General features: G+C 74.7%; 14 protein-coding genes. 3 read left to right on the top strand and 11 right to left on the bottom strand.

Annotated features, from left to right (window positions below; all coding sequences use genetic code 11):
* Nucleotides 1-2: 2 nt before the first annotated feature.
* The 6 genes from J5Y04_RS11235 to J5Y04_RS11210 all read right to left on the bottom strand — a co-directional run bounded on the left by J5Y04_RS11235 (nt 3) and on the right by J5Y04_RS11210 (nt 6,616).
* Complete coding sequence (locus tag J5Y04_RS11235; RefSeq protein ID WP_209411801.1) at nt 3-1,526, bottom strand: exopolysaccharide biosynthesis polyprenyl glycosylphosphotransferase; 1,524 nt, start codon at nt 1,524-1,526, stop codon at nt 3-5.
* 334 nt (nt 1,527-1,860) lie between these two features.
* Nucleotides 1,861-3,015 carry a glycosyltransferase gene (locus J5Y04_RS11230; protein ID WP_209411800.1) on the bottom strand — a complete coding sequence of 385 codons (1,155 nt, stop codon included), beginning with the start codon at nt 3,013-3,015 and terminating at the stop codon, nt 1,861-1,863.
* Nucleotides 3,016-3,156: 141 nt separating this feature from the next.
* Nucleotides 3,157-3,597 (bottom strand): SRPBCC family protein, encoded by a 441-nt coding sequence (locus J5Y04_RS11225; protein WP_209411799.1) that lies wholly within the window; start codon nt 3,595-3,597, stop codon nt 3,157-3,159.
* Nucleotides 3,598-3,685: 88 nt separating this feature from the next.
* Entirely contained in the window at nt 3,686-4,663 is a 978-nt protein-coding gene (locus J5Y04_RS11220) for an ABC transporter permease (protein ID WP_307853057.1), read from the bottom strand.
* A complete protein-coding gene (locus J5Y04_RS11215; protein ID WP_209411798.1) occupies nt 4,660-5,667 on the bottom strand; it encodes an ABC transporter ATP-binding protein in 1,008 nt (335 codons plus the stop codon). Before J5Y04_RS11215 ends, J5Y04_RS11220 begins: the two co-directional genes overlap by 4 nt.
* Before the next feature lie 145 nt (nt 5,668-5,812).
* Nucleotides 5,813-6,616: an ABC transporter permease gene (locus tag J5Y04_RS11210; protein ID WP_209411797.1), complete on the bottom strand. Its 804-nt coding sequence runs from the start codon at nt 6,614-6,616 to the stop codon at nt 5,813-5,815.
* A gap of 127 nt (nt 6,617-6,743) precedes the next feature.
* Between J5Y04_RS11210 and J5Y04_RS11205 the strand changes: the two genes are divergently transcribed.
* Nucleotides 6,744-7,631 (top strand): winged helix-turn-helix transcriptional regulator, encoded by an 888-nt coding sequence (locus J5Y04_RS11205; protein ID WP_209411796.1) that lies wholly within the window; start codon nt 6,744-6,746, stop codon nt 7,629-7,631.
* 10 nt (nt 7,632-7,641) lie between these two features.
* Nucleotides 7,642-8,535 carry a HipA family kinase gene (locus J5Y04_RS11200; RefSeq protein WP_209411795.1) on the top strand — a complete coding sequence of 298 codons (894 nt, stop codon included), beginning with the start codon at nt 7,642-7,644 and terminating at the stop codon, nt 8,533-8,535.
* A 125-nt stretch (nt 8,536-8,660) separates the two neighbouring features.
* Here the strand turns inward: J5Y04_RS11200 and J5Y04_RS11195 are convergent, their stop codons facing one another.
* From J5Y04_RS11195 to J5Y04_RS11175, 5 genes are all read right to left on the bottom strand, one after another.
* Nucleotides 8,661-9,029, bottom strand: a complete 369-nt coding sequence (locus J5Y04_RS11195) for a hypothetical protein (protein WP_209411794.1) — start codon at nt 9,027-9,029, stop codon at nt 8,661-8,663.
* Between the two features lie 167 nt (nt 9,030-9,196).
* Nucleotides 9,197-10,702, bottom strand: coding sequence for a S8 family serine peptidase (locus J5Y04_RS11190; RefSeq protein ID WP_209411793.1), 1,506 nt, complete (start codon nt 10,700-10,702; stop codon nt 9,197-9,199).
* Nucleotides 10,703-10,986: 284 nt separating this feature from the next.
* Nucleotides 10,987-12,105: an amidohydrolase family protein gene (locus J5Y04_RS11185; RefSeq protein ID WP_307853056.1), complete on the bottom strand. Its 1,119-nt coding sequence runs from the start codon at nt 12,103-12,105 to the stop codon at nt 10,987-10,989.
* 3 nt (nt 12,106-12,108) lie between these two features.
* A complete protein-coding gene (locus tag J5Y04_RS11180) occupies nt 12,109-13,581 on the bottom strand; it encodes a glutamine synthetase family protein (protein WP_209411792.1) in 1,473 nt (490 codons plus the stop codon).
* 76 nt (nt 13,582-13,657) lie between these two features.
* Nucleotides 13,658-16,342, bottom strand: a complete 2,685-nt coding sequence (locus J5Y04_RS11175; RefSeq protein ID WP_307853055.1) for an MXAN_6230/SCO0854 family RING domain-containing protein — start codon at nt 16,340-16,342, stop codon at nt 13,658-13,660.
* 533 nt (nt 16,343-16,875) lie between these two features.
* Between J5Y04_RS11175 and J5Y04_RS11170 the strand changes: the two genes are divergently transcribed.
* Nucleotides 16,876-18,651: a 3-hydroxyacyl-CoA dehydrogenase family protein gene (locus J5Y04_RS11170; protein WP_209411791.1), complete on the top strand. Its 1,776-nt coding sequence runs from the start codon at nt 16,876-16,878 to the stop codon at nt 18,649-18,651.
* Nucleotides 18,652-18,669 lie beyond the last annotated feature (18 nt).

Raw genomic sequence — 18,669 nt, 5'->3', positions numbered from 1 at the left:
GGTCAGCTCCCGTCCGGGTGGAGCATCAGGGCCGCGGTGCGGCACAGGATCTTGACGTCCTGCCAGAGGCTCCAGCTCTCGATGTAGCGGTTGTCGAAGCGGGCCCGGTCCTCGATCGAGGTGTCCCCGCGCAGGCCGTTTACCTGGGCGAGGCCGGTGAGGCCGACCGGGACGCGGTGGCGGTCCGCGTACTCGGGGTAGGCCTGGCTGAACCGCATGACGAAGTAGGGGCGCTCGGGACGCGGGCCGACCAGGCTCATGTCGCCGCGCAGGACGTTCCACAGCTGCGGCAGCTCGTCCAGGGAGCTGCGGCGCATCAACTTGCCGACGGCGCCCATCCGGTGGTCCTGGGAGATGTTCCAGCGGGTCGCCGACTCGTGCTCGTTGCTGGGGCGCAGGGTGCGGAACTTGAGGACGGTGAAGACCCGGCCGTCCAGCCCGGTGCGCTGCTGGCGGAAGAGCACGCCGGGGCCGGTGTCGAAGCGGACGGCGAGTGCGCACAGCACGAGCACGGGGGCGAGGGCGAGCAGGCCGAGGCCGGCTGCGGTGACGTCCAGGGCGCGCTTGGCGGCCCAGCCGGGGCGGCGCATCGCCGGGCGGCCGACCCGCAGGCAGGGGAAGCCCCAGAGGTGGTCGCCGCCGGTGTGGCGGCCGGTCTCCAGCGAGCCGTGCTCGCGCAGGGCGGGGACCAGCCAGACCTGGCAGCCGAGCCGAGCCGCGTCGCGCAGGGCGGCGGCGGTCTCGGCCTCGTCGGCGGCGCCGGCGGTGGCGACGACGTGGTGGACGCGGTGGCGGCGGATCTCGCGCTCCAGCACCTCGCGGCCGCCGAGCACCGGCAGGTCGGTGTCGCCGGCCAGCAGCGGCGGGTCGGGGTCGAGGAAGCCGACGGGGCGCATCCCGTACTCGCCGCGCTCGCTGAGGGCGGCGGCGACCCGGCGGCCGAGCCGGCCGGCGCCGAGGACCAGGACGGGGCTGGGGCGGCTGCGGCGGAGCCGGCGGACCAGGTGGTAGAGCAGGGCGCGGCCGCAGACGGCGAGCAGCAGCTGGGCGCCGAGCAGGGCGGTGAGCCGGGCCGGGGTGGCGGGTCCGCAGTCGGGCCAGCGTCCGCCGAGGCAGCCGGCGAGGGTGACGGCGAAGGCGGTGGCGACCACGGCCCGGACGGTCAGCGCGGGGAGTTCGTCGAGGACGGAGAGGGTGAGCCGGGTGCGGTAGAGGCCGGCGGCCAGGTTGAGCACGAGCAGCAGCGGAAGCAGGGCGGCCACGCCGAGCAGCGGCTCGACCCGGGCGGCCGGGTCGAGGGCGCGGTTGGCGATCCCGGTGGCCGTGCACAGCGCGAGGGCGTCGACCGCGGCCAGGGCGGCGGGCAGGGCGAGCCGGGAGCGGACCGGCCGCCGGTGGCGGCGGACCGGCGGGGCGCTGCGGGTCTGGGCGGACCGGGCCGGGCGGTCGAGCAGCCCGGTGGCGGGCCGACGCTGGCCGGACAGGGGCCGGCCGGGCCGTGGCACGCTGTCGTGGTCAATGGTCATCAGCGCACGAACTCCCCTGCTGTGTGCCCGGGGTGACGGCTTCCCGGCACCGGTTGGCCCGGAGCAGCCGCCCCGGCCCGGCGGGCTCGGTCCTGACAGCGCCTGCTGCCGCCGGCGGCTTTCGGTTCTCTCGTGAATTCCCGGTATGAAATCGAAACGATGCAGGCGAAATCAGACATTACCGACCGCGGACTGGAATGCCGGAAGGTGACTTGCCATTTCATTCCAGCCGCCCATTAATAGGTATTTCTGACTTCACATCCCGCCCACAACCGGTTGCGGGTGCGAATTGCGGCAGCGCCGGAGCGGCCGTCATTCACGGCATGTGAAACGATCAGATCCGCTGCGGGACACGGGCGCGGCGGCGCCCCGCAGCCGGCCCCGCCCCCAGCAGGTCCCGGTAGAGCGCGTCCACCTGTTCGACCACCGATCGCACGTCATGGCGGGCCGCGGCATGGTCACGCAGGCGCACACCGCGTCGCTCGCACTCGATCGGATCTGACAGCGCTTCGGCCATTCGGGTGGCGAGCGCCCCGGCATCCTCCGGCGGCACCACGGCCTGCTTCCGCTCAGCCGGCGGAAGGCATTCCCGGGCTCCGGGAACATCGGTCAGCAACACCGGGCGGCCCATCGCCATCGCCTCCAGCGGAGCCAGCGCCATCCCCTCCCAGCGCGACGGCAGCACCACCAGGTCCGCCGCCGCCAACCACGGCCGCGGGTCCGGGACGTCCCCGGCCAGCCGGACCCGGGACGGCTCGGCGGACTCCCGCACGGTGTCGGCCAGGACGGCCCCGTCCGGACCGCCGCCGACCAGCGCCAGCCGCGCCTGCGGCACCCGGCGCAGCACCTCGGGCCAGGCGGCGAGCAGCACGTCCTGGCCCTTCTGCCGGCAGAGCCGGCCCACGCAGACCGCCAGCGGGGCGTCCAGGTCCAGCCCGAGTGCGATCCGGGCGGAGCGCCGCTCGGCCGGCGCGTAATGGCGGACGTCCACACCGTTGGGCACCACCGCCCAGTCGGCGTGCAGGCCGGCCGCGACGCCGTCGGCCCGCTCCTGGACGCTGACGCAGAGCAGCCGGTGCGCCCAGCGCGTCGCGTACCGCTCCCAGTGCAGGGTGGCGGCCGCCAACGCGCCGTCAACCGCGGCGAACGACCAGGCGTGCGGCTGGAAGACGGTCGGAACCGCACCCCGGATGGCCAGCCGGCCCGCCAGGCCGGCCTTGGCACTGTGCAGGTGGACCATGTCGGGCGCGGCGGCCCGGACGATCCGGCGCAGCCGCCACGTCTCGGCGGCGGTGGCCGGGCCGGGCGCACGGCGGGCGGGCCAGTCGAGGACCAGCGCGCCGACGGCGGCGGCCTCCTCGGCCAGCCGGCCACCGCGCGGACAGGCCACCAGCACCCGGTGTCCGGCCTCGCGCTGGCCGCGGACCAGGTCGACGACGACGCGGGCGACTCCGCCGTCGACGGGCTGTGAAATGTGAAGGATCGTCATATGCACGGCGGCGAGCCTAGGGTGGCTCCGCCGCGCCGGGGGGCCGCCGTCACCCTCAGGTGGCGGCCGTCCACCCGTACGGCTTGGTGGTCGTACGGGTGGACGGCCCGCTCGAAGAAACGCCCGATTCGGGCGGCGGGGTCAGCGGACCTCGGCGGCCAGGTTGGCCAGCACCTCGTCGTGGATCCGGTTCAGGCCCTTGGGGGCGAAGGTCCGCTCGAAGAAGCCGCCGATACCGCCGGCACCCTGCCAGGTCGCCGAGACGGTCACCTTGGACCGGCCCTCGCCGACGGCGGAGACCTTCCAGGTGATCACCATGCTGGAGTTGGCGTCCTTCTCCACCAGCTGGTCCGGCGTCGGCGCCGAGACGGTGAACAGGCAGTCCCGGACCCGCTTCTCGGTGGCCTGGAGCTTCCAGTGCACCTGGGTGCCCGCACCGGTCCCGCCGACCCGGACCTCGTACTCGCTGTACTGCGCGGGCAGCAGCTTGGGGCGGGTCACCTGGTAGTCGGCCAGCGCCTCGTACACCCGCTCGGGGGCGGCGTCGTAAACCCGCTCGGTGGTGGCCTGCACCTGTCCCATGGTCCTGCTCTCCTTCGTCCTCGGACTGCCGTTTCACCGGCAAGCCAACCACAGCGAGGGGGTGGGACCGACCAGGCCCCGGGCCGGCCTAGGCCAGCCGGAGGCCTCCGGTCCGCTGGGCCCGGGCCTCGCCGAGGCGCAGCGCCACGGCCGCACCCGCCAGCAGCAGGACGCAGAGCGCCGCCAGCCAGGCCAGGCCCGGCGCCAGCTCGCCGAGCCCCTCGCCCTCCAGCAGGGCGCCGCGGACCACGGCCAGGCTGCCGGTCAGCGGCAGCGCCGCGCCGAGCACCCGCAGCACGCCGGGCAGGGCGAAGACGGGCAGCCGGACGCCGGCGACGAACCACATCGGGTCATCCAGCACGGTGTAGACGAACGCGGAGTCCCGGGAGAAGACCATCAGGCTGTTGAGCAGCGCGCCCCAGGCCACCGCGGGCAGCAGCAGGGCCAGCAGCACCACCGGGTACATCCACGGCCCGGCGACGTCCAGCTCGCCGAAGCCGAACGCGGCGGCGCCCAGGAAGCAGGTCAGCAGCCAGGCGTTCTGCACCAGCGCGCCGGCGCCGTTGGCCAGCATCAGGACCAGCCGGTCGGCGGGTGAGAGGAAGAGCAGCTCGAGGGTGCCGGTGGTGCGCTCGTAGGCGAAGTTCCAGGCGGACTGGACGAGCGAGAAGAAGAACGCCCAGGCCAGCGCACCGGTGGCGAGGAAGCCGAGCAGCCGGCCCGGGTCGGCGGCGAGCGGCCACCGGGCGGCGGCGGCCGACCCGGCCGCGATCGGGTGCAGCGTGTAGTAGGTGGCGGCGAGCTGGAGCAGCGGCCAGACCAGCATCGACGCGACCACGAGCGGCTGGCCGAACATCGTGCGGTGCTGCTTCAGCGCCTCGGCGGCGAACACCTTGCCGGCGTGCCGCAGGGTGCGGCCCCCGTCCCGGCTCCCGGGCCGCGGCCGGGGGCGGCGGGTGGTGCCGGGGCGCGGCGGCGGGAGGGTGCGGCCGGCGGCGTGGGGCGGCCACAGGCTCCGATCGGCCAGGCCGAGCAGCTGCACCTCGGTGGACGGCAGGCCGGTCACGCGGCCACCGCCGACCGGGGGTGCGCGGGGGCCGGCGCCGCCCCGGTGAGCGCGAGGACGGCGTCCTCCAGGCTGGCCTCGGTGACCTCCAGGCCGCCGATCGCCCCTCCGGCGGCGACGATCGCCCCGGCCAACGGCCCGGCCACGTCCTCCGGGTGGCGGACGGTGACCAGCAGGGCGCCCTCCTCGGTGGTCTCCAGCTGCGCGCGGACGCCCAGGCCGGCCGTGAAGCCGGTGACCGCGGACTCCAGCGCGGGCGAAGGGTTGGTGACGGTGACCCGGACGCTGCGGTGACTGCCGGTCGCCGCCTTGAGCTCCGCCGGGCTGCCGGCCGCGAGGTGGCGGCCGCCGGAGATCACGTAGACGTGCTCGCAGAGCTCCTCGACCTCGGTCAGGTAGTGCGAGGTGAGCAGCACGCCCCGGCCCTCGGCGGCGAGGGAGGCGACCACCCGGCGCAGGTCGCGGGCGATCGGCGCGTCCAGCCCGAGGGTGGGCTCGTCCAGCAGCAGGTACGCGGGGTCGTTGATCAGGCCGCGGGCGATCGAGAGCCGCTGCGTCATGCCGCGCGAGTACCGCTCGACCGGGGTGTCGGCGGCGTCGGTGAGGCCGACCAGCTCCAGCAGCTCACCGATCCGGGGACGCAGCACGGGGTTGGGGACGTCGTAGAGGTGGCCGAAGTAACGGAGGTTCTCGGCGCCGGTGAGCTTGGCGTAGACCATCCGCTCGCCGCCGGCGATCAGGTTGATCCGGCGCCGGGCCTCGCGGGCGTACTCGACCACGTCCAGGCCGTCCAGGGTGACGGTGCCGGAGGTGGGCCGGAGCAGGGTGGCGAGGATCTTGATGGTGGAGGTCTTGCCGGCGCCGTTCAGGCCGAGCAGGCCGGTGACCCGGCCGGGCGGGATCTCCAGGTCGAGGCCGTCCACGGCGGTCTTCACGGTGCGCGGGCCGAACAGGCCCTTGTCCCGGGTGCGGAAGGTCTTGCGCAGGGCGCGGGTGCGGATCACGTCAGCGGCTCCTCGAAGTCGGCGGCGGGGTGCGGTGCGGGTGCGGTCGGCGGTGCGGTGCGGTCGGCGGTCGGCGCGGGCCGGCGGTGCGGGCGCGGACCGGCGGTGGGGGTCGTCCGGCGGTGCGGGTCGTCCGGTTCAGGGGTCAGAAGCCCCGTTCGACGGCGCGGCGTTCGGCGGCGGGCAGCAGCCGCAGACCGAGCAGCAGGTAGCCGGCGCTGAGGGCGAGGCAGGTGACGAGCCGCGGGAGCAGGTCGCTGAACGGCCGCCCCTGGCCGAGCGCGTCGCGCAGGACGTCCATCGCCGGGGTGACGGGCAGCAGCTCGGCCAGCCACTGGGCGGGCGCCGGGAGGTAGCTGTTGGGGAAGGTGATGCCGCACAGCAGCGAGACGGCGAGGAAGACGGTGTTCTGCGAGATGTGCGCCTCGCCCGCGACGATCATCAGCGCGCCGAGCACGACCGCGACCGCGAAGACCGCGGCGGTCAGCGCCACCACCCCGGCCAGGGCGGCCAGCGGGTGCCAGGCGGGCAGGGTGATCCCCAGGACGGCCGCGAACCCGCCGAGCAGTCCGACCTCGACGGCGGTGTTGAGCAGTGCGAAGCCGGTGAAACCGAGCAGGTACGGCAGCCGCCCGGCCGGGGCGATCAGCAGCGCCCCCAGGGTGCCCTGGCGCTGTTCGGTGATCAGCGCCTTGCTGCTCCAGAGCAGCATCCGGACGGTGAACATGTAACCCGCGGCGCCGATCGCAACGTAGCCGAGGTAGTCGGCGCCGCCGGTGCGGGCGGTGAAGTCCTCGGCCACCGAGCCCCCGCCGATGGCGTGCAGGCCCAGGTAGGACAGGCCGATGGTGAACACCCCGATCAGCAGGCAGCCGATGGCGTACGACCACGGGTAGGCCCGGCTGGTCATCGTCCAGGTCCGGCGCAGGGTCGCCCAGGCGACGGGCATGTGCCCCCCTCTCACTCTTCAGGATTGAGTTCCGAAAGGGAACTTACAAGTTCCCTTTCGGAACTTGCAAGGGGGGTGCGAGGATGGGACGTCCTGATGGCGAGGAGGGGCAACGGTGCTCAAAGACGTGCCAGAGCGCGACGCAAGCTGTGCGATCGCCCAGTCGGCGGCGGTGATCGGCGACTGGTGGAGCATCCTGATCGTCCGCGAGACGGCGCGCGGCCGGCTGCGCTTCGACGAGCTCCAGCACGAGCTGGGCATCTCCCGGAAGGTCCTCACCGAGCGGCTCGGCCACCTCACCGAGGCCGGCGTCCTGGAACGGGTGCCCTACCAGAGCGGGCCGGTGCGGTACGAGTACCGGCTCACCGAGTCCGGACGCGGGCTGCTGCCGGTACTGGTGGCGATGCAGGACTGGGCCGACCGCTGGCTGCTCGGCGACGGCACGCTCTCCGGCTCGGCCGCACCCGACAGCGCCGAGACCGCCCGCCTCGCCGCGCTGCCCGGCACCCGGCTGCCGGAGCTCACCCTGCCCGCGCACACCGGCGGCGAGCTGGACCCGGTCGACCCGGCGGCCGGCGCCACCGTGCTGTTCTGCTACCCCGCCACCGGGCGGCCCGCGCCGTTGCCGGCCGGCTGGGGGGACATCCCCGGCGCGGTCGGCTGCACGCTGGAGAACCGGCTGTTCCGTGAGGCGTACCCCGAGTTCCGCGCGGCCGGCCTGGCGCTGCGCGGAGTCTCCACCCAACGGCCGGACGAGCAGAGGGAGTTCGCCGAGGCCGAGGCCATCCCGTTCCCACTCCTCTCCGACCTCGACGTCCGGCTGACGGCCGCACTGCGACTGCCCACCTTCCACGTCGGCCAGGGCCTGCGGCTGAAGCGGGCGGTGCTGGTGCTGGACCGCGAACGGGTGGTGCGCCGGGCGATCTTCCCGGTCACCGACATCCCGGGCGCCGTCCGGCAGGCGCTCGCGGACGCCCGAGAGGTGGCCCTCCGCACACCGTGCCCGCCGGGTTAGGGTGGCCGGTGTGCTCGATCAGGTGACAGCAGTGCGCTACGTCGACCCGCTGCGGGCCGGCGGCTCCGTGCCCGGCGTCGTGGAGACCGACGACCTGGGCACGTACGTGGTCAAGTTCACCGGCGCCGCCCAGGGGCGCAAGGCCCTGGTGGCCGAGGTGATCGTCGGTGAACTGGCCCGGCGGCTCGGCCTGCCGGTGCCGGAACTGCGGCTGGTCGACTTCGACCCGGCGGTCGCCGACGGCGAGCCGGACGCCGAGATCCAGGACATCCTCAGGGCCAGCGGCGGGCTCAACCTCGGGATGGACCTGCTGCCCGGTGCCCGCGACTACCGGCCCGGGATGATCCCGGTCGACCCGGTCCAGGCCGGCCGGGTGGTCTGGCTGGACGCGCTCACCGGCAACGTCGACCGCACCGTGCACAACCCCAACCTGATGGTCTGGCACGGGAAGCTCTGGCTGATCGACAACGGCGCCGCACTGGTCTTCCACCACCGCTGGTCCGCCGCCGGCTCCGCCGTCGCCAAGCGGTACGACCTCAGCGCCCACGCCCTCGGCGGCTGCGCCCCCGACGTCACTCAGGCCGACGCCGCGCTCGGGCCGCTGGTCACCCCCGGGCTGCTGGAGGAGGTGCTGGCGCTCGTCCCGGACGAGTGGCTGGCCGACGAGCCCGGCTTCGACTCGGTGGACGCGCTGCGGAACGCGTACGTCACGCACCTGGCCGCCCGCGTGGCGCTCTCCGCGCAGTGGCTGCCGGACGGGTTCCCCACCCCCGAACAGCTGCGAGAGGCCGAGCTCCGGCGGGCCGAGCGGACCAGGGCCGGCCGGCCCGCCTGGCTCCAGGAGGTGCCGGACCTGCACGGCAAGCCGTCGGTCGACACGGTCTGGGACCACCACTTCGAGTGACGGGCCCGCAGGCCTGCTGCGGCCCGACCCGGACGGCCCGTCGCGGGGCCCCGGGCCGGTGCGGCCCCGCAGGCCTGGCGCGGACCGGTGCGGACCGGTGCGGACCGGTGCGGACCCGTGCGGGCTCAGCCCATCGCCGGGCGGATCCAGGTGAAGTACTCGACCGCCGTGCCGAGGAGCAGGCCGGTGCAGTGCAGCGCGAAGAGCGCGCCCGCGTTGGTCCGGCGCACCGCGGGCACCAGCAGCAGCAGGGCCGGCACCGCCACGCCGAGCAACGGGCCGAGCGCCAGCATCAGGGCCAGGAGCAGCACGTCGGCCGCCGTCGAACCGGAGGCGAGCCCCATGACGCCGGCCACCAGGCCGCCGCCGGCCATCATCGTCAGCATCGGCGCCGCGGCGAGCACCTCGGCGGCCCCCACCAGCAGCCACGGCCAGACCCGCCCGCCGCGCCGGGGGGCCGGGGTCTGCTGCCAGCCGGTGAAGGTCTGTGCCATGGGGGTTCCGCTCCTCGAACAGGGCCTGGTCGCGCTTGCGGATCCATCCTGCCGACCCGGTCCGGGCGGCCGCCTGAGTACCCGTACTCAAACGACGGTGGGGAGCGGGACCGGAGTCCCGCTCCCCACCGGAGCGTGTGCGTTCAGCCGGTCACCCGGTCAGCGCGTCAGCGCCACCACTGGACCGCCTTCTCGGCGTTGATGATGCCGGCGCCGTAGAAGCCGTTGTCGTTCTCGCCGCCCTCGCAGGTGGCGTTCCACTCACCGGCACCGCCCGGGTTGAACGGGGCCGACGGGCAGGCGTGCGACTCGGCCTGGTTGGTGAGCAGCTCGGTCAGCTCCTCCGGGCTGGCCCACGGGTGGGTGCTGGCGAGCAGCGCGAGCACACCGGCGACGTGCGGCGAGGCCATCGAAGTGCCCTGCATGTAGCCGTAGCCGCCACCGGGGATGGTGGACAGGGTGCGGCCGTTCTTGTCCGGGGTGTCCGGGATCTGGTAGCGGCGGTCGCCACCGGGGGCGGCGACGGTCACCTTGCCCTTGCCGTAGCTGGAGTAGTAGGCCTTGTCACCGTTGACGCCCACCGAGGAGGCGACGACGACGCCGTCCAGCTCGGTCGGCAGGCTCAGGCAGTCGGTGGTGACCGGACGGGTGCCGGGCGTGGTGTCGTCCGGGCTGGTGACGTCGGTGGTCTTGTGGGCGAGGTCGATGTTCTCGTTGCCCGCCGCGGCCACGTTGAGGACGCCCTTGCGCTGCGAGAACTCGACCGCGCGACGGACGGCGGTGGTGATCGCCGCCTGGTCCGCGTCGTTCTGGCAGTTGAACATCCACGGGTCGACGTAGTAGCTGTTGTTGGTCACGTTGAACTTGTGCTCACCGGCCCAGACGAAGCCGCAGATCGCGTACTCCGGGTAGATGAACTGGTTGTCGTCGACGACCCGGACCGCGGCCAGCTTGACGTTCGGGGCGATGCCCTCGATGCCCTTGCCGTTCTTGGCGGCGGCGATGGTGCCGGCCACGTGGGTGCCGTGGTCGCCGTCGACGCCCGGCTGCCAGGCCTTCCAGTCGGTGTTCGGCTTGCCGCCGTCGATGCAGGAGACCGACTGCGAGGCGTCCACGTTGGCCGCGAGGTCCTCGTGGGTGGCGTCGATGCCGGAGTCCAGCACGCCGACGGTGACGTTGCGGCTGCCGAGCGAGATCTTGTGGGCCTTGTCCACGCCGATCTGGCGCATGTCCCACTGGTTGGCCCAGTTGGGCTCCTGGCCGGCGGCGGCGGCAGCGGCGGCAGCGGCGGCGGTCGGCGCGGGGGCGGCCTCGGCCTTCTGGGTGTCGGCGGCGGTGATGCCCTTGGTGCGGCTGGCGCCGACCGACTGGACACCCTTGGCCTGACGCAGCTTGGAGGCGAACTTGGTGTCGTTCGAGCGGGCGATCACCACGCCGATCTGCTCGTACGAGTACACCACGGACCCGCCGAGGGTCGTGATGGCCTTCTCGACCTTCTGCACCTGGCCGTGGTTGGCCTGGGTGTTGACGACGTAGCTGAGCAGCGGCCCGGTCGTCGGCTCGGCCCCGGTGGCCGCGACGGCGGTACCGGCGGGCAGCGCCAGGGCACCGGCCGTGGCGAGAACGACGCCCACCGCGGCGTACCGGGTCCGGCTGATCCGAGGAACACTCATAGGGGTTGGCCCTCCCGAGTCGACGTGCAGCTGCGGCTGGCAGATGCAGTGGAATGATCGGGACGCTAGTGAACATGCGTTGCAATCCGCAAGAGGTAGTCATCTAATCGACACCGTTCGATCACTTCCGAGTGTTGCCACTCCTCCGTTGTCGACTCATCGTCAATCCATAAAGTGAATATCCGGCCTTCTGCTGATATCCCGTGCCCGGCCGTGGACGATCCACAATTTCCGGAGGGTGGGAGGCCCGGCGCCGCTGCGCCGTGAGGGGACCAGTGCCGAGGTCAGAGCCGGTACAGGCGGCGGGCGTTGTCGGCGGCCACCTGACGGGCGAGGCGCTGGGCGTCGGCCGCCGAGCAGGCGCCGTCGGCCCGCCAGCGGTCCAGCAGGGCGCCCAGGCCGTGCCGGAACTGCGCCGCACCGGCCAGGTACAACTCCGGCAGTCCGTAGGCGTCGGTGGAGAAGAGCAGTTTTCCGAACGGCGCGAGTTCCAGCATCTCGCCGAGCACGGCCGCCACCCGGGGGCCGACGTAGGAGGCGGTCAGCCCGAGGTCGGTGTACACCTGCGGGAAGGCCTGGGCCAGCCAGGCCGCCTGCCGGTGGTACGGGTAGCCGTGCAGCAGCACCAGCGGCACGCCGAAGGGTTCGGCGGCCCGGACGAAGTCGGTGAGCAGCGACGGGTCGGCCCGGTGCAGGGTGAGGTCCGGATCACCGAAGCCGGTGTGCAGTTGGAGCGGCAGGCCGAGCCCGGCGCAGACGTCCAGGGCCGTCCAGAGCAGGTGGTGCAGCAGCACGGGATCGGTCATCCGGCCGCGCCCGGCACGCTGCCACCGCCCCGCGGCGGCCGTCACCGCCGCCGTGGAGGGCCGTTCGCCGGGCACCGCCAGTTCGTGCCGGTAGGCCACCACCGACTTGACCGCCACCGCCCCGGTGGCCGCGGCCGCCAACGCTCCGCGGACGGCGAGCGGCCAGGCTCCGGCGCCCGTCGGCACGGACTCGGCGACGGACTCCAGCCGGACCACTTCGCGCACCCGGGCGCCGGCCGCGTCGGCGAACTCGCTGAGCGGCAGCAGCGGACGGCCCGCCGCCTCGGTCAGCCCGGTGTCCACCAGGCAGGTGTCCAGGGCGGCCGCGGCCAGCAGCCGGCGGGTGGCCTCGGGGGCGCCCAGCTCGCGCCGGCGGGCCAGGTAGTCGGCCGCGGGGGTGTGCGCGGGCAGGCCGAGTGCGGGCGGGCACCAGCGGCGGACGGCCAGGCCGAGCGCGCTGTCGAACGGCGAGGTGCCGGGCGCGGGCGGCCGGTCGGACTCGGTGAGCAGCCCGGTCAGGGCGTCGTCGGACAGGTCGGCCGCCACCACGCTGTGGCAGTGGTGGTCGACCAGGGCCGGGACGTCCAGCGAGGGCACCGCTCAGTACCGCCAGCGGGTGGCCGCGACCAGCTCCTGCGGCGTGGCGTCGGCGTACTGCTCGCTCTCGGCCGTCCGGACGGCCAGCACCGCCTCGTACAGCGGCTCGCCCATCGCCTCGCGGAGCACCGCCGACTTCCGGTACGCCGCGATCGCCTCGGCCGGGCCGGCCGGCAGCCGGGGCACCGTGCCGGGCGTGGCGGCGGCCGGGTCACCGGTGAACTCCGGTGGCAGTGCGAGTCGTTGGTCCAGCCCGGCGAGTCCGGTGGCGAGCACGGCGCCGACCGCCAGGTACGGGTTGGCGGTGGCGTCGAAGCACTTGATCTCGGCGTTGGCGGCGGTGGACCGCTCCCCGGAGGAGCCGGTGACCAGCCGCAGCGCGGCCTCCCGGTTCTCCAGGCCCCAGCACTGGTAGGCGCCAGCCCAGTGCGAGGGCACCAGCCGCAGGTAGCCGGCCGGGCTGGAGGATCCGAGCACCAGCAGCTCCGGCAGCGCGCCGAGCACCCCGGCGAGGAAGCCCTCGGCCTCGGCCGTCAGCCCGTGCGGGCCGGAGCCGCCGCGGGCGAGGTTGTGCCCGTCGCGCCAGAGGCTGAGGTGGAGGTGCCCGCCGTTGCCGACCGAGCCGGCCTCGACCACCGGGGCGAAGGAGGCCCGCAGGCCGTGCCGGGCGGAGACGGCCCGGATGGTCTGGCGGACCAGGACGGTGGTGTCGGCGGCCTCGACGGGCCCCTCGGGGGCGACGGAGACCTCGAACTGGCCCGGGGCGTACTCGGGGTGGATCTGCAGCACCGTCAGGCCCTGCTCGGCGAGGGCGCGCAGCACCTCGCGCAGGTAGTCGGAGAGGTCCGTCAGCCGGTGCATGCCGTAGGCGGGGCCCGCGGTCGGGAAGCGGGGCTCCTCCTGCGGCTCCCCGGCGAGCGCCACCACCCACTCGACCTCGATGCCGGCCTTGAGGGTCAGCCCGCGCCCGGCGGCGGCGGCCGTCATCCGGCGGGCGAACAGCCGCTGGCAGCCCGGGTGCGGGGAGCCCGCCTGGGTGTACCGCTCACCGGGCGCCCAGGCCCAGCCGGGCTGGGCGGCCAGCGGGACCAGCCGGTCGAGGTCCGGGTAGAGCCGGAGGTCGCCGGTGGGGCCGCCGATCAGGCGGCTGGTGACGATCGTGTCGTCGGCGAGGAAGACGTCGAAGCAGGGCGCCGCGCCGACGCCCCACTGGGCGGCGTGCACCAGGCCGGACAGCGGGACGGCCTTCACCCGCGCGATGCCCGCGTTGTCCACCCAGGTCACGGCCACCGCGTCGACCCCGGCGGGGCCGAGCCGCCCGACCGCCTCCTGCGCCCGCGCGGCGCGCTCGGCGCGCGGCGGCAGGGCGACGGCGCCGAGGGGCCCGCCGGAGGGGGCGGCGGCCCCGCCGGCCGGCCCGCCCTCGGGCTCGGAGGGATCGGCGAGGCCGGCTGACGCGACGGTTCCGGTGCTCATGTCTCCATGCTGCCCCGGAGGTTGGGCCCGCGGAACTCCCCTATCGGGTGGTCCGGCCGGACACCCGTCCGCCGGTTCACTCGTCCGGGGCGAACAGGGCCACCAGGTCCCCCGCGGTGAGCCGCTCCAGGGTGTCCGGCGCCGCGTCCAGCCCGCCCGGGTAGAGCCGGTACAGGGCGCCGCCGAGGCCGGCCGGGGCGGGCACGTCGGCGTGCACCAGGGCGGTGAACGCCCGGGCGCCGGTGAGCCGTCCGGCCAGGACGAGGGCGGTGTCGTCGGGCGGGGCGTCCTGGCGGCCGTCGGGCAGGTGCCGGGCGCGCAGCCGCTCGGCGAAGTCCGCCACCGGCTCGTCCGCGGCGCGGCGGTAGCTGTCGATCGCCCCGCCACGGGTGCGGACCAGCACCTCGTCGGTCCGGGCGGCCGCGGTCGCGCAGGAGAGGTCCCAGAGCGTGGCGCGGGTGCCCTCGGCGAAGTGCGCCAGCACGTCGGCGGCCAGCGTGCCGATCCGCTCCCGGTGCCGCCGGACGTTGTGGAAGCCCCCGGAGGCGCTGGTGTTGAGGTCGGTCCAGGTGTAGCTGCGCCCCGTCAGGTCGACGATCATCGGCACGCAGACCTTGGCGTCGCCGCCGAGGTCCAGCCGCTGCCGGACGGCCTTCGGGCGGAAGTGGTCCTTGCGGCCGCGTGCGGACGCCTCGTCCAGCTCCATGAAGCCGGCGAAGGCGTCGGAGAGGTCCTCGAAGGGGATGTCGTTGTAGGCGAAGACGACGACCACGGCGTACCGGTCGCCGCCCGCGGCCAGCGCCGGCAGGTCGAGGTCGACGAACTCCGTGGCGCCGTGCGGCGGCGGGGCCGAGGTGAGGTCGCCGGAGTGCACCGCGGCCCGCGGTCCGTGCACCAGGTGCGTGTAGTCGCAGAGTCCGGTGAACTGCCAGTGCTCGTCGTACAGCGCGACCGAGAGGTCGAGGTCGACCCGCTGGTGCGGCTTCTGCATCCAGTGCAGGAAGAGCCGGACCCGGCGGCCGTCCGGCAGCCGCTGGACGCTGCCGCGGGGCACCGCGACCAGCGTCCTGGCGCCGGCCCGCTCGGCGAACGGCACCACCAGGTCGGCGAGGCCCTCGTCCAGCACCGCGAGGTCGAGGCGCCCGTGCCGACCGGCGCGGCGCAGCAGTTCGGCCTCGATCAGGGTGCAGACGGGTGCACTGAGCGCCGCCGGGACCTCGGTGCCCCAGTCGTCGCGGGCGTGCGCCAGCGCGACCCGCCCGCGCGGGAAGTAGAGCCGGCGCTCACCCGCCTCGCGCGGAGCGCGCAGCCGCCCGTACGCGCCGAGCAGCGGGCCGGGCGCGACCCTGCGCAGCGCGGCCGGGAGCACCCCGGCGAGCTCGGCGGGCAGCGGCTCGCCGGGGCTCCAGGAGGCGTGCACCCGCAGCAGGTGGTGCAGCCGGCGGACCAGCTCGCCCGGACGGCCGGCCAGCAGCCGGACGGCGGCGGGCACGTCACCGCCGGCCAGGGCCCGCTCGACCTTGGCGGCGAAGGTGGTGACCACCAGTCGGGTGTGGCCGGCCGGGGTCTCGTTCACCCGCAGCGGCGCGGGCGCCTCGCGCAGCCGCGGGCCGAGGCCGTGGAGGTCGAGGTCGCTCCGGCGCAGGACGGCGAAGGCGGCCGCCGCGTACGGGAAGCGGTCGCGGTGCTCGTACGGGTGCAGCAGCTCGCCGGCGCGCAGCCAGGCCTGGCGGTGCCGGCCGAGGTCCTCGGCGAGGGTGCCGAGCGGGAACGCGTCGAGGACGGCCAGCAGGTCGCGGCGGAGCGGGCGGGGCAGGTTGCGCAGTCGCAGACCCCTGGCGGTGGCGGGCAGCAGGTCGGGCTCGGCGCCGGACCAGGCCCAGACCAGCCGGAGCACGTCGGTGGCGGTCGTGAGGTGGTCGGCGAGCAGTGGACGGACGGCGTCCCGGTCCCGGTGGAGGAGGGCCGCCAGGACGGTGGCGCGGCTCTCCCGGACGGGGATGTCGGCGGGCAGCCAGCCGGCCGGGTCGGCCGGGGCGTGGCGGAGCAGCACCGCGAGGTCCTCGCGGTCCTGCGGGTTCAGCGGGGTGCGGCGTTCCAGCAGCCGGGCCAGCTCGACGGCGGCGACGGCGGCCGGGTCGCAGCCGTCGGCGAGCCGGAGCGGGCGGAGCAGCGCGTCGGCGGCGTGCTCGCGGGCGGCGTTGCGGACGGCCCGGGCGTCCAGCGGGAGGTACGTCTCCTCGTCGATCGGGACGTCGCAGAGCGGGCAGCGCCCGTGGCCGGCCAGCTCCTCGTGGCACTCGGCGCAGAGCAGGTGGGCGCAGGGCGCGAGGGCGCCGATGCCGGCCTCGGCGCCGGGGCGGGCGCAGCAGCAGCACGGCTGGTTCGGCTGGTTCAGCAGGAAGGCCCGCACGTGTGCCGAGTAGAGGCTGCGGGCGTGCCGCGGCACGCCGTCGGGGAAGGTGCGGAACAGCGGCTTGTGACTGCGGTCGGCGCCGAGTGCGGCGTCGACGCGGCGCAGCAGGGCGCCGCCGGTGTCGGCCAGGGCGGCCGGCCGCAGCCGGGCAAGTGCGGCGCGCAGCGGCCCGGTCAGGAGGTACCCGCGCTGGGCGAGGTCGGCCTCCAGGGCCACCAGCCCCTGCGCGCTCCACGGATCCGGCTCCCCCGCGGACGCCCCGCCCTCGACGACGACGGCCCCGTTCCTGCGCAGCAGCAGCGGGTCGAGACCGGTGTCGGGCGTGGCGGCGTTCTGCTTCTTCACTGGTTCTTCCCCCGGCGGATACGACGAAGCGGGGGCGGAGAGTGGGCGCACTCGGGTTCATTTACAGTGAATGGAGAAGGAAGCACGCCGCGGAGCCGCCCCCGCGCCGCCACCCTAGCGAACCCCCCTCGATCGCCCCGAACGAATTTCCGTTCCGTCGGCGCCCGACCTCTTCCTACTGGTGGGTAGCTTCGCTACAGTGGCCGCACGCACCACCGTCGGGCTTCGGGAGCCGCACCGACGGGGTCGTCCGCAGGCGCGTACACCGCGCGGGGCGGGCGACGGTTGACGGTGCCTCCTTCACCGGCCGGTGCCGCGGATCGCGGCTGGGCCGGGCTTCTTCCCTCGTATCAGAGCCGCTTCCTTCACCTCGAGCGCCTGAGTACCACGGCACACCCGCAGCACGGCCGGAGCGGACCGGCGGCTGCGCCGGTGGCCGCAACCGTCATCTCCCAAGCCCCGCGCGCGGACCCTCCTCCGACGGCGCGTCCGTCGGAGCGCGCGCGGGCCCTCATGACAAGGAGTCAGGACACATGGAGCGTCCCTTCCCCACGGTCGCCGTGGTCGGCCTCGGCACGATGGGTGCCGGCGTCGCGGTGGCGGTCGCGAAGAGCGGCCGCCGGGTGATCGGCATCGAGGCCAACGAGGACTCCGCCGCCCGGGCGCTGGCCCGGATCGAGGAGGCGACCGCGCACGCGGTGGCCCGGGAGCGGATCACCGCGGAGGAGCGGGCCGGACTGCTCGCGCGGATCTCGGTGGGCCACGGCCTGGCGGCCGCCGCCGAGGCCGACCTGGTGATCGAGGAGGTGCCCGAGCAGCTGGAGCTGAAGCGGGAGGTCTTCGCCGAGCTGGACCGGATCTGCCCGGAGAGCACCGTGCTGGCGACCGGTACCACCGCGCTGTCGGTGACCCGGATCGCCGCCGCCACCGCCCGCCCGGAGCGCGTGCTGGGCCTGCACTTCTTCAACCCGGTGCACACCATGAAGCTGGTCGAGGTGGTCCGCACCGTGCTGACCGCCCCGCAGGTGGCCGAGGACGCCGCGGCGTTCGCCCGGGACCTCGGCAAGGAGCCGGTGGCCGCCGGCGACCGGGCCGGCTTCGTGGTGAACGGACTGCTCTTCGCGTACCTGAACCAGGCCGCCGCGATGTACGAGTCCAGGTACGCCACCCGGGAGGACATCGACGCCGCGATGCGGCTCGGCTGCGGCCTGCCGATGGGCCCGCTGGCCCTGCTCGACCTGATCGGCGTGGACACCGCCCGGACGGTGCTGGAGGCGATGTACGAGCAGTCCCGGGACCGGCTGCACGCGCCCGCGCCGATCCTCGGCCAGCTGGTCTCCGCCGGGCTGCTGGGCCGCAAGTCCGGCCGGGGCTTCTACACCTACGAGGCGCCGGGCTCATCCCGGGCGGTCGACGCCGCCACCGGGCCGGCGCGGGCGCAGGTGCCGGGCCGCGAGGTGCGCAGCGTCGGCGTCTGCGGCTCGGGCACGATGGCCACCGGCATCGTCGAGGTGTTCGCCAAGGCCGGGTACCGGGTGCTGCTGGCCGCCCGCAGCCTGGAGAAGGCCGAGAAGGCCAAGGCGCAGCTGGCCAGGTCGCTGGAGCGCTCCGTCGCCAAGGGCCGGATGACCGCGGAGCAGCGGGACGCGGCGCTGGGGCTGGTGACGCCGGTCGGGCAGTACGCCGAGCTGGCCGAGGTCGACCTGGTGGTCGAGGCGGTCGCCGAGAACCTGGAGGTCAAGCGCGAGCTGTTCGCCACCCTGGACAAGATCGTCAAGCCGGGCGCGGTGCTCGCCACCACCACCTCCTCGCTGCCGGTGATCAGCTGCGCCTCGGCGACCTCGCGGCCGCAGGACGTCATCGGCATGCACTTCTTCAACCCGGCGCCGGCCATGAAGCTGGTCGAGGTGGTGTCCACCGTGCTGACCGCGCCGGACGTCACCGCGACCGTGCTGGAGCTGTGCGCCAAGGTGCGCAAGCACCCGGTGGAGTGCGGCGACCGGGCCGGTTTCATCGTGAACGCGCTGCTCTTCCCGTACCTGAACGACGCGGTGCGGATGCTCCAGGAGCACTACGCGACGGTGGACGACATCGACACCGCGATGAAGCTGGGCTGCGGCTACCCGATGGGCCCGTTCGAGCTGCTGGACGTGGTCGGCCTGGACGTCTCGCTGACCATCGAGAAGGTGCTGCACCAGGAGTTCCGCGAGCCGGGCCTGGCGGCGGCGCCGCTGCTGGAGCACCTGGTGGCGGCCGGCTGCCTCGGCCGCAAGACCGGCCGCGGCTTCCGCGACCACGCCCGCCGGTGACCGCGCCCCCGACGGGCG

Origin of the sequence: Kitasatospora sp. RG8 (genome assembly GCF_017813315.1) — a bacterium.
GTDB lineage: Bacteria > Actinomycetota > Actinomycetes > Streptomycetales > Streptomycetaceae > Kitasatospora.
Note: the sequence above shows the minus strand (reverse complement) of the source record. Positions and strands in the feature narration are given on the sequence as shown.

What these genes read in the sequence shown, in the direction of transcription:
- J5Y04_RS11235 (WP_209411801.1), bottom strand. Translation starts at nt 1,526, where the DNA reads ATGACCATTGACCACGACAGCGTGCCACGGCCCGGCCGGCCCCTGTCC.
- J5Y04_RS11230 (WP_209411800.1), bottom strand. Translation starts at nt 3,015, where the DNA reads ATGACGATCCTTCACATTTCACAGCCCGTCGACGGCGGAGTCGCCCGC.
- J5Y04_RS11225 (WP_209411799.1), bottom strand. Translation starts at nt 3,597, where the DNA reads ATGGGACAGGTGCAGGCCACCACCGAGCGGGTTTACGACGCCGCCCCC.
- J5Y04_RS11210 (WP_209411797.1), bottom strand. Translation starts at nt 6,616, where the DNA reads ATGCCCGTCGCCTGGGCGACCCTGCGCCGGACCTGGACGATGACCAGC.
- J5Y04_RS11195 (WP_209411794.1), bottom strand. Translation starts at nt 9,029, where the DNA reads ATGGCACAGACCTTCACCGGCTGGCAGCAGACCCCGGCCCCCCGGCGC.
- J5Y04_RS11190 (WP_209411793.1), bottom strand. Translation starts at nt 10,702, where the DNA reads ATGAGTGTTCCTCGGATCAGCCGGACCCGGTACGCCGCGGTGGGCGTC.
- J5Y04_RS11180 (WP_209411792.1), bottom strand. Translation starts at nt 13,581, where the DNA reads ATGAGCACCGGAACCGTCGCGTCAGCCGGCCTCGCCGATCCCTCCGAG.
- J5Y04_RS11170 (WP_209411791.1), top strand. Translation starts at nt 16,876, where the DNA reads ATGGAGCGTCCCTTCCCCACGGTCGCCGTGGTCGGCCTCGGCACGATG.